The organism is Cupriavidus sp. SIMBA_020, from assembly GCF_046535395.1.
Lineage (GTDB): Bacteria > Pseudomonadota > Gammaproteobacteria > Burkholderiales > Burkholderiaceae > Cupriavidus > Cupriavidus campinensis.
In genome coordinates, this window is record NZ_JAWRWU010001384.1 from 1 (window position 1) to 246 (window position 246).

Annotated in this window: 1 pseudogene; it reads right to left on the reverse strand. The window is 74.0% G+C overall.

Annotation, left to right across the window (positions count from 1 at the left end):
• Positions 1 to 236: pseudogene (locus SB751_RS34045) on the reverse strand (TetR/AcrR family transcriptional regulator); the annotation flags it as partial.
• Between the last annotated feature and the right edge of the window lie 10 nt (positions 237 to 246).

Below are 246 nucleotides of genomic sequence, written 5' to 3' on the forward strand. Positions count from 1 at the left end.
CCTTTGGTCACGCCCGCACGCTCGGCGACCGCATCGAGCGTCAGCGCGGCCACGCCCTGACCGGTCGCGATGTCCGACGCGGCTTCCAGCAGCTGCGCGCGCACCTGCTCCTGCGCCTTTTTCCGCCGCACGCCGGCAGCGGGCGTGGGCGCGGGCGCGCTCCGGGCGTCGGCCGGTCCGGCCGTGTCGACAGGCACGGCGGTAGCGCGCGAAACGGGTTCGAGGCGTTTTTTCATGGGGGCGATG